Source organism: Prosthecobacter sp., from assembly GCF_020439865.1.
In the GTDB taxonomy this organism is placed as follows: domain Bacteria; phylum Verrucomicrobiota; class Verrucomicrobiia; order Verrucomicrobiales; family Verrucomicrobiaceae; genus Prosthecobacter.
The window spans coordinates 1-8592 of sequence record NZ_JAGRPF010000154.1 but is presented as its reverse complement, the minus strand read 5'-3'; the positions used below and the strand labels follow the sequence as shown (position 1 = coordinate 8592).

Sequence of the window (8592 nt, the reverse complement as noted above, 5' to 3'; positions counted from 1 at the left end):
GACCAGCAGCAGGAAAGTGTAAATGAAACAGTTTGGCGACACCCTTGCAGCCTCGCGGCTTCTCGCCAAATGCGCAAGCATGCCCGCCACCTCCCGCCGACTTCATGCGTTCACCGAATCCGTCATCCGCGCGATGACGCGGCTCTCGAACCAACATGGCGCGATCAATCTCTCGCAGGGCTTCCCCGACTTCGATCCGCCGGAGGAGCTGCTCGCCGCGCTGGAGCGTGCGACACGTGGCCCGTTTCATCAATACGCCGTGACGTGGGGCGCGCCGCGTTTCCGGCAGGCGCTGGCGCGGAAGATCACGCACTTCTCCGGCACGCCGGTCGATCCGGATCAGAACCTCGTCGTCACCTGCGGCAGCACGGAGGCCATGATGTGCGCCATGATGACCTGCTGCGAGCCGGGCGACAAAGTCATCGTCTTCTCGCCTTTCTACGAGAACTACGGCGCGGATGCCATCCTCTCCGGCGCGCAACCGATCTACGTGCCGCTGCATCCGCCGCAGTTTGGCTTCGATCCCGATGAACTCGCCCGCGCCTTCGCCCAGGGCGCGAAGGCCATCATCGTCTGCAATCCCTCGAACCCGACCGGCAAGGTCTTCACGCGCGAAGAACTGCAGTTGATCCTCAATCTCGCGGAAAAACACGACGCCTTCGTCATCACCGACGAGCCCTACGAGCACATCGTCTATGCGCCGCATGAGCATGTTTACATGCACGCGCTGCCCGGCGCTGCGGAGCGCGTGATCGTGTGCAATTCGCTCTCGAAAACCTACTCCATCACCGGCTGGCGGCTCGGTTACGTCCAGGCCGCGCCGCACATCATCGCGCAAGCGCGCAAGGTGCATGACTTCCTCACCGTCGGCGCCGCTGCGCCCTTGCAGGAGGCCGCGATCGCCGGACTGGAGCTGCCCGACAACTACTACCACGGCCTGCGCGATCTCTACACGCGCAAACGCGACGTCTTCCTCGCCCACCTCCGTGCCACCGGCCTGCCCTTCACCGAACCGCACGGCGCTTACTACGTGCTTATGGACATCTCCTCACTCGGCTTCGCCACCGACACCGAAGCCGCCGAATGGTTCGTGCGCGAGATCGGCGTCGCCGGCGTTCCCGGCTCCAGCTTCTTCCGCGAACCCGAACACCGCTTCATCCGTTTCCACTTCGCGAAGAAGGAGGACACGCTGGATGCGGCGGGAGAGAAGTTGGAACGATTGAAGTCGGGGCGGTAAGTTTCTCCGAAGTTCCTAGGATAGGCCAACCAAAGACCGAATATTTTCGATTGTCCGGTAGTGTATGCTGCGATTCTCTTCGAGGTTGCCTATGGCGATCTCGAAGAGTTGTTTTGTATTATTATCAAGTGGCTCATCTAGCGACCTGTAACATTTGTAAAGCGGTGCGATATCCCAACCGGCTCCTGCGAGCTGCTCGTAGCAATCAAAAAGGAGCTGATGGAGGCGTCTGGCTTCGTCTATAAGGCGATCAAATACCAACGAAAGGGCCTCTTCACCCTGAACCGTGTAATCAAAGCAAGATTGCGCAAACTGCTCGAATGCATTCCCAAACTTCATGCAAAACTCTTGATCGTTTGAGTTCCGCCAGTTCCCCCAAGCTTCCGCACCCGCTGCACCCAAATATCCACCAAAGAATCCAGCGGCAAAGCCCACAATACTATCCAAAAACCCACTTCGACTCATTATCGATTCATATCTTGGAAAAAACTCAATTAGTTGAAGGTGGTAGCTGTAAAGCTCCTCATAATGAGATCTTTGTTTTTGGATAGCGCTTAATGTCATACGCTTAAAAGACGCGGTGAATGCGGTCTCCTCAGTGCCGATGCTTTCGCGCAGAAATGATTCGATCTGAGGATATACCTTTACTGCCGAAGAAATCACTTTTGAGACGCCCCCATTGCAAACTTCCTCGATCGCATTCGAGAAATCGTTCTCGAAGTTTTCAACCGGGGCAATTTCTACGCCACTCAGAACTTCCCCAAACATCGCTGCTCTTTGGTCGTTTGGCGTGGATTCGGATACTGTCTCGAAAAGTTGTTTGCAACCATAGGCAGCGATTCCGGCTGGATTGAAGCGCCAAGCAACTAGGAGCACTTCTTTGAGAAACAAAAGCGAGTCTTCCAAATCTCGCTCAAAGCTCGGACGCAGTTCGTGTCTCATGCTGGTATTGTTAGCGATCTAGTTGCGCGAAATGAAAACTTTGGGTGGCTAAGAATGCTGTTAGCGACTCTATCTTGGTGCAGAACAAAAGGTTGTTCTCATGGTGGTCGATTTTGACGCACACGCTTGCCTTAAGCAACAGAACTGTCGATTAGGCGGATGAATGCTCCGCCACTGTGTCCTCCTTCCACCCTCGGCGTCATCCGATAGCCGCTACAAGTTCGCCGCATACGCCTGCAGCTCGCGGTATTCCGCCAGGATGCGTTTCACGGCGGCGACGGTCGCTTTGACCTGCGCGTCCATCGGCGCGAGCGCGGGTGTTTCGAAGACGATTTCCAGCGCATGCGGTCGCTGTTCCGGCGGGGCGCTGAGAATGCCGAGGTAGCCTTCCTTGATGATGCCATGTGAGGCGGGGAAGCCGTCGATGACCGGCGCTTCGTTGCGCGGCAGGAACGCGCTGGATGCCTGGAGCGCGGGTTCCAGCAGATGCTCGCTGAGCAGGGCGCCGCTGACGAAGCCGTAGCAGCCGTCGGAGGTGTCGTCGGAGTGCAGAGAGACGATGCCGTCGTAGTGTTCGCGGCGCAGCTCGCCTTCGAGATAGACGACTTCGGGCTCGGTGGAGCCGTGCCAGAACTCGCGGTTCAAATCGAGCCCGCTGTGGCTGTGACGCGTGCCGAGCGCGAGGCCGGTGGGATTGCAGACCGGGTAGAAATGCAGCTCGTAGTCGTGCAGCGCCTCCGGCTTGTCCGCCGCCCAGCGGATGAGCTCCTGCGTGGCGAGCGTGCCCGCCTCCTCATCGCCATGAATGCCGGCGAAGATGCCGATCTTGATGCCGTGGCCGGGTCGAGGCGGCTTGCTGACGATCTTCGGTATGTAGGTGTCGGGCTCTGTGGTCGGGGATTCTGGCATCAGGAACGGAAGGATGAATCAGAGATCATCTTTTTCCGGTGCTGGCAAGGAACGACTCGTCATCCATTCGAGAGCGTTTCTCACATTCGATTTCACCGCAGAGGGGCAGAGAGGCGGAGGACGCAGAGTTTTTGATCCGAATGAATCTCTGCAACCTCTGCTCCTTTGCCCCTCTGCGATAAACCGGATTTCCCAACGTGTGCATCGCACGAAGACGAAACTTTGATGGAAAACCTCTTCCGGCCTGCGTTTGTTCACGCTCTGTCTTTCCGACCATGAAAATAGCCACTCTGACCACCCTCCTCGCCGCGCTGGCGTTTACCGCCCGCGCTGAATTGAAACTCCCCGCCATCATCGGCGACAACATGGTGCTGCAGCAGAAGCAGACGAATCCGATCTGGGGCTGGGACACGCCCGGCACCGAAGTGACCGTGACGTTTGGTGATCAAACCAAGACCGCGAAGGCCGGTGGCGATGGCAAGTGGACGGTGAAACTCGATCCCGTGCCCGCCAACGCGAAGCCTGCGACGATTTCCATCAAGGGCAGCAGCGCGAAGGAGCTCAAAAACGTGCTCGTCGGCGAAGTGTGGATCTGCTCCGGCCAGTCGAACATGCAGTGGAACGTCGGTTCATGCTGGGACGCTGATTTGGAAATCGCCACGGCGAAGTATCCGAACATCCGCCTCATCTCCGTGCCGCAGGTCGGCACGCAGGAGCCGCAGAAGGATTTCAAAGGCGAGTGGAAAGAGTGCTCGCCGCAGACGGTCGGCGGCTTCAGCGCCGTCGGCTTTTTCTACGGTCGCGTGCTGCATCGCATGCTCGACGTGCCAGTGGGCCTCATCAACAACGCTTGGGGCGGCAGCGCCTGCGAAGCCTGGGTGCGCCGCGATCTGCTGGAAAAAGATCCGCGCTTCAAGCTGCTGATGACGAATACCAAAAACAACGAGACCTTCCTCACTTCCGACGCCGCGAAGAAGAAGTTCGCCGACGACACCGCCGCCTGGCAAAAGCGCCAGGAAGAAGCCAAGAAGTCCGGCAAGCCCTTCAACGAACGCGCCCCGCGCTCACCCGATTCCTGGCTGACCGGCAACGCCCGCCCCGGCAACATCTACAACGGCGTCCTCCTGCCGACCATCGGCTACGGCATCAAGGGAGCGATCTGGTATCAGGGCGAAAGCAATGCCGGCCGCGCCTTTGAATACGCCAGCCTGTTCCCCTTCATGATTCAGGACTGGCGCACCGAATGGAAGCAGGGCGACTTCCCCTTCTACTGGGTGCAGCTCGCCGACTTCATGGCCGAAAAAACCGACGCCGAACAGGCCACCGCCAGCCAGTGGGCCGAGCTGCGTGAAAGCCAGACCAAAACGCAGAGCGCCATCCCGAATGGCGGTCAGGCCGTCATCATCGACCTCGGCGAAGCGAACGACATCCATCCGAAGAACAAGCGTGACGTGGCCGAACGCCTCGCCCGCTGGGCGCTGGTCAAAGACTACGGCATGAAGCTGCCGTATCGCAGCCCCGAGTTCAAATCCGCCGAGTTCAAGGACGGCAAGGCCATCGTCACGCTCGACACCTTCGGCAGCGCGCTGCGCACCGTCGACATCAGCGAGGTGAAGGGTTTTGTGGTTTGCGGCGAGGACAAGAAGTGGGCCTGGGCCGAAGCGAAGATCGTCGGCAAGGACAAGCTCGAAGTCAGCGCCAAGAGCGTCGCCAAACCCGTCGCCGTCCGCTACGCCTGGTCCGACAACCCCGTCTGCAATCTCTTCTCCACCGACGGCCTCCCCGTCACCCCGTTCCGCAGCGACGACTTCGAGATGCTCACGAAGCCGAAGCAGTAACACGATCTCAACGCGGGCCCGGGGCGTTCACGTGAATGGCGTCCCGGTCCCAGCCGGGAGGCGTGCGGCGGTAGTCCTGCTCTTTGATTTTGAGCCGCTCGCCCGTTTCGCGATCGAAGTAGTCCTTGGAGATTTCAGCAGGCACCGAATCGCCGGTGGCGTCGGTCCATTCGCTCATGAGTTTGGCGAGTCGTTGTTTGACCGAGGCGTAGTTCGGATCGTCGGCGAGGTTGTTCAATTGCAGCGCATCAGCATCGGTGCGGTAGAGTTCCACCGTTGGGCGTGGCGCGAGGAAGACATCCGCCTGCGCGGGGGTGAGCTTGCCGGCATCGCGCACGGCGCGCAGACTTTGGAACGAAGGCGAATGCACGGAATCCGCCGGGCCCTGCCACGCGAGCTGTGGACGCGCATTGACGATGTAGAGGAAGCCCTCGGAACGTACGGAGCGCCCATGTGCCTCGTAGTCGTGCCAGTTGTGCTCGGAGAAGGCGTGTTTGCGTGGCGTGGCTTCCGGATTCTCGAGAATCGGCGCAAAGCTGACGCCCTGCATCGTCGGCGGCACAGTGACATTTGCGAGCGAGAGGATTGTCGGTGCGATGTCGATGGAGCTGATCAGACTTTGCGTGGCCGTGCCCGGTTTGGTGATGCCCTTTGGCCAATGCGCGACGAACGGTGTCTTCATGCCTGAATCTTGCAGGCGCGTCTTCGCACGCGGAAACGGGCGGCCGTTGTCGGCCATCACAAGGATGAGCGTGTTGTCGAGCACGCCTTCTTTTTCCAACTCGGCAACGACGCGGCCGATGAAGTGATCGAAGCGCGTGATCTCGTTGTAGTAGGAGGCGAGATCGTCGCGCGTGGCGGCATCGTCGTTCAAGTACGGCGGCACGACGACCTTCGCGGGATCGTGTTTCGGACCGTACTGCTTTTCGTCCCATTGTTTGTCTCCGTCCCACGCACGGTGGGCGTCATATGAGGCAAACCAGAAGAAGAACGGCTGGTCCTTCGGACGCTCCTGCACCGTCTTCACCCAGGTCGCGTGGCCGCCGCTGTTGCCGGGTCCGTTGCCCTTGTCCACGAGATCAAACGGCTCCGGCTGCGGTTGTTCGCCCGCGGCAGGTTTGTCGGAAGTCATGTGATGCTTGCCGACGAGCGCGGTGTAGTAGCCCGATTCTCGAAGCAGACGCGGAAACCACGGCAGATTCGCGGCAATGGGCTGATGCAGCTCCGAGGCGCGGCCGTTGTTGTGTGGATAACGGCCGGTGATGATGCTGGAGCGACTGGGACTGCAACTGCTGGCGACCAAAATGGCTTCATCAAAACGCCGACCTTTCGCAGCGAGCCGGTCGATGTTCGGTGTGCGCGCCTCGGGATTGCCGTAGCAGCCGAGATCATTCCAACTCACGTCGTCCGCGATGAAGAGAATCGCATTAGGACGATCCATCGCGTGGGCGAAGACAGTGATGAAAAGCTGGAGCAGAAGAAGTCGGAGCATGGGAAGTCTCATTTCTTTCCCTTCCTCTTTTTCTTTCCTGGTGCTTTTTCGCCATCTCCGGACGCGGCCTTGGTGCGATTCAAGTCGGCAAGAAGGCGTGCGGTGTATCCTGCGAAGCGCCCGTCGGGTGATTCGCCTTTGGCAGGCAGTTTCTTGATTTCTTCGGCGATGGGTTTGGCCTTGTCGCCAAGATCGCCGATCGCATTGAGGGCGCTCATGGTGGTGAAGACGTCGTGCTGGCTCCAGTTCGCGAGATTCACGAGTTTCGGCAATGCAGCAGCGCGGTCGGCATCGCTGCCGTATTTGGCGAGCGCCCAGTTGGCGACGACTTGAACGTAGGTGGAGCTGTCACCGGCGGCTTTCGTCATCTCATCATGCGCGGCGGCGAGGCCTTCCTTGCCGCGCATGAGGATGCCCATGGTGCTCCAGTAACGGATGGCGTTGTCCTTGTCGGCGAAACCAGCTTTGAGATCGGTCATCGCGTCGGATTTCATCGACGAGGCTTCACCGGCGGCCTTCAGGATGCGGGCGAGCGGGTAGAGCTTGTCGTCGTGCGCCATGTCGTAGGGCGTGGTGCCTTCGGAACGTTGATGCATCTCGCCTTCGGGCAGAAGGCCGACGTCGCGAATTTTCATCGCGAGGCCTTCCTGCGCCGCGCGCATTTTCGCCAGCGTGTCAGCGTGTTCAGGCGAGGTGGCGAGGTTGTGAACTTCGTCAGGATCGCTCTGCAGGTCGTAGAGTTCCTCGGGATCCTTCGGCTCCTTCCAGAAGATCGACTGCTCGGGTGTGAGCTTGCCTTCGTCGTAGAGTTTCCGCCAAGCAGCGGTGGTGGGCGTTTCAAACTGATATGCCACGTGCTGGCCCTGCGAGAGATGCGGCATGTAATTGCGCAGATAGACGAAGCGTCCGTCCGTGACGCTGCGCACGCAGTCGTAGCGCTCGTCCATGCGGCCACGGAAACCGTAGATGAAGGGCTGCGGCTCGGACTGATATTTTCCGGCGAAGGCGTGACCCTGCATCCACTCCGGCGGCTGCACGCCAATGATGCTCAGCAGCGTAGGTGCGAGATCGACGAAGCTCACGAGGCGGTCGGACTTCACGCCAGGCGCGTATTCCTTCGGGGCGAGGTGTTTCCACTTCGGCGGGAAGTACACGACCATCGGCACCTGCAGACCGGAATTGCACGGCCAGCGCTTGCTGCGCGGCATGCCGCTGCCGTGGTCGGCGTAGTAAAACACGATCGTGTCCTCGGCGAGACCCGCGTCCTCGATTTCCTTCAGGCGTCTGCCTGCAGAAGCATCGGCGAGCGTCACCTGATCATAATACTGCGCCCAATCCTGACGCACTTCCGGAATGTCGGGATGATAGGCGGGCACGCGCACCTTCGCGGGATCATGAATCGCCACGTGCGGACGTTTGCGAATCTGGCTCTCGTGGCTGCAGGTTTCGTTGAAGATGGCAAAGAAGGGCTGGCCTTCCGCACGGTTCTTCCAGTGCGCGTTGCCGGCGGAGACATCCCACACGCCTTCGGGCTTGGCGAGGTTGTAGTCCTCCTTGCTGCAGTTCGTGCAGTAGTAACCGGCTTCACGCAGGAACTGCGGATACATCTTCGTGCCTTTCGGCATCGGCACCATGCTGCGCATGTGCTGGCCGCCGGTGGAGGGCGAATACATGCCCGCGATGATCGTCGTGCGTGCTGCGGCGCACACGGGACCGCAGGACCATGCATGTTTGAAAAGCATGCCCTTCGCCGCCAGCGCATCGACCACAGGCGTGTCCGCATACGTGTCGCCGTAGCAGCCCATGTGCGGTCCATGGTCTTCGCTGGTGAGCCAGAGGATGTTCGGCCGGTCGGCGGCGAATGCCGATGACAGGATGACAAAGGACGAAAGAAGGAGGCACAGGAGCTTCATGGGGCGGTTGGAACGAAAGCATGTGCCGTGATCCTTCACATCATTGCGTCTGCATGGACAAAGCCGCCGCCGGGATTGTGCTGCGCAGGCGCATGCGATAGACGGTGTCGCCAGCGGGCGATTTCTATGCGTCCATTCGCATGCAATGAACCTCCGCACTGAACTTCAGGCCGAATACGCCCGCTACCGCACCCGCCGCTGGTTTTTCAAAGACTGCGGCGTGGGCCTGGCGAGCATTGCGGCGATGGATCTGATGCGTGG

6 protein-coding genes are annotated in these 8592 nt (G+C 59.9%); 2 read left to right on the top strand and 4 right to left on the bottom strand.

What is annotated here, in order from left to right; all coding sequences use genetic code 11:
* Positions 1 to 79: 79 nt before the first annotated feature.
* Entirely contained in the window at positions 80 to 1237 is a 1158-nt protein-coding gene (locus tag KDL09_RS19225) for a pyridoxal phosphate-dependent aminotransferase (RefSeq protein ID WP_294388834.1), read from the top strand.
* Positions 1238 to 1252: 15 nt separating this feature from the next.
* On the opposite strand, the gene KDL09_RS19220 is transcribed toward KDL09_RS19225, so the two are convergent.
* Positions 1253 to 2179, bottom strand: coding sequence for a hypothetical protein (locus KDL09_RS19220; protein ID WP_294388832.1), 927 nt, complete (start codon positions 2177 to 2179; stop codon positions 1253 to 1255).
* A 213-nt stretch (positions 2180 to 2392) separates the two neighbouring features.
* Positions 2393 to 3088 carry a succinylglutamate desuccinylase/aspartoacylase family protein gene (locus KDL09_RS19215; protein ID WP_294388830.1) on the bottom strand — a complete coding sequence of 232 codons (696 nt, stop codon included), beginning with the start codon at positions 3086 to 3088 and terminating at the stop codon, positions 2393 to 2395.
* 275 nt (positions 3089 to 3363) lie between these two features.
* On the opposite strand from KDL09_RS19215, the gene KDL09_RS19210 reads away from it, so the two are divergent.
* Positions 3364 to 4926, top strand: coding sequence for a sialate O-acetylesterase (locus tag KDL09_RS19210; RefSeq protein WP_294388827.1), 1563 nt, complete (start codon positions 3364 to 3366; stop codon positions 4924 to 4926).
* Between the two features lie 7 nt (positions 4927 to 4933).
* Here the strand turns inward: KDL09_RS19210 and KDL09_RS19205 are convergent, their stop codons facing one another.
* The gene (locus KDL09_RS19205) at positions 4934 to 6418 is read right to left on the bottom strand and encodes a sulfatase (protein WP_294388826.1); all 1485 of its coding nucleotides are present in this window, start codon (positions 6416 to 6418) and stop codon (positions 4934 to 4936) included.
* An 8-nt stretch (positions 6419 to 6426) separates the two neighbouring features.
* Positions 6427 to 8331, bottom strand: a complete 1905-nt coding sequence (locus tag KDL09_RS19200) for a sulfatase (protein WP_294388825.1) — start codon at positions 8329 to 8331, stop codon at positions 6427 to 6429.
* Positions 8332 to 8592: the final 261 nt, after the last annotated feature.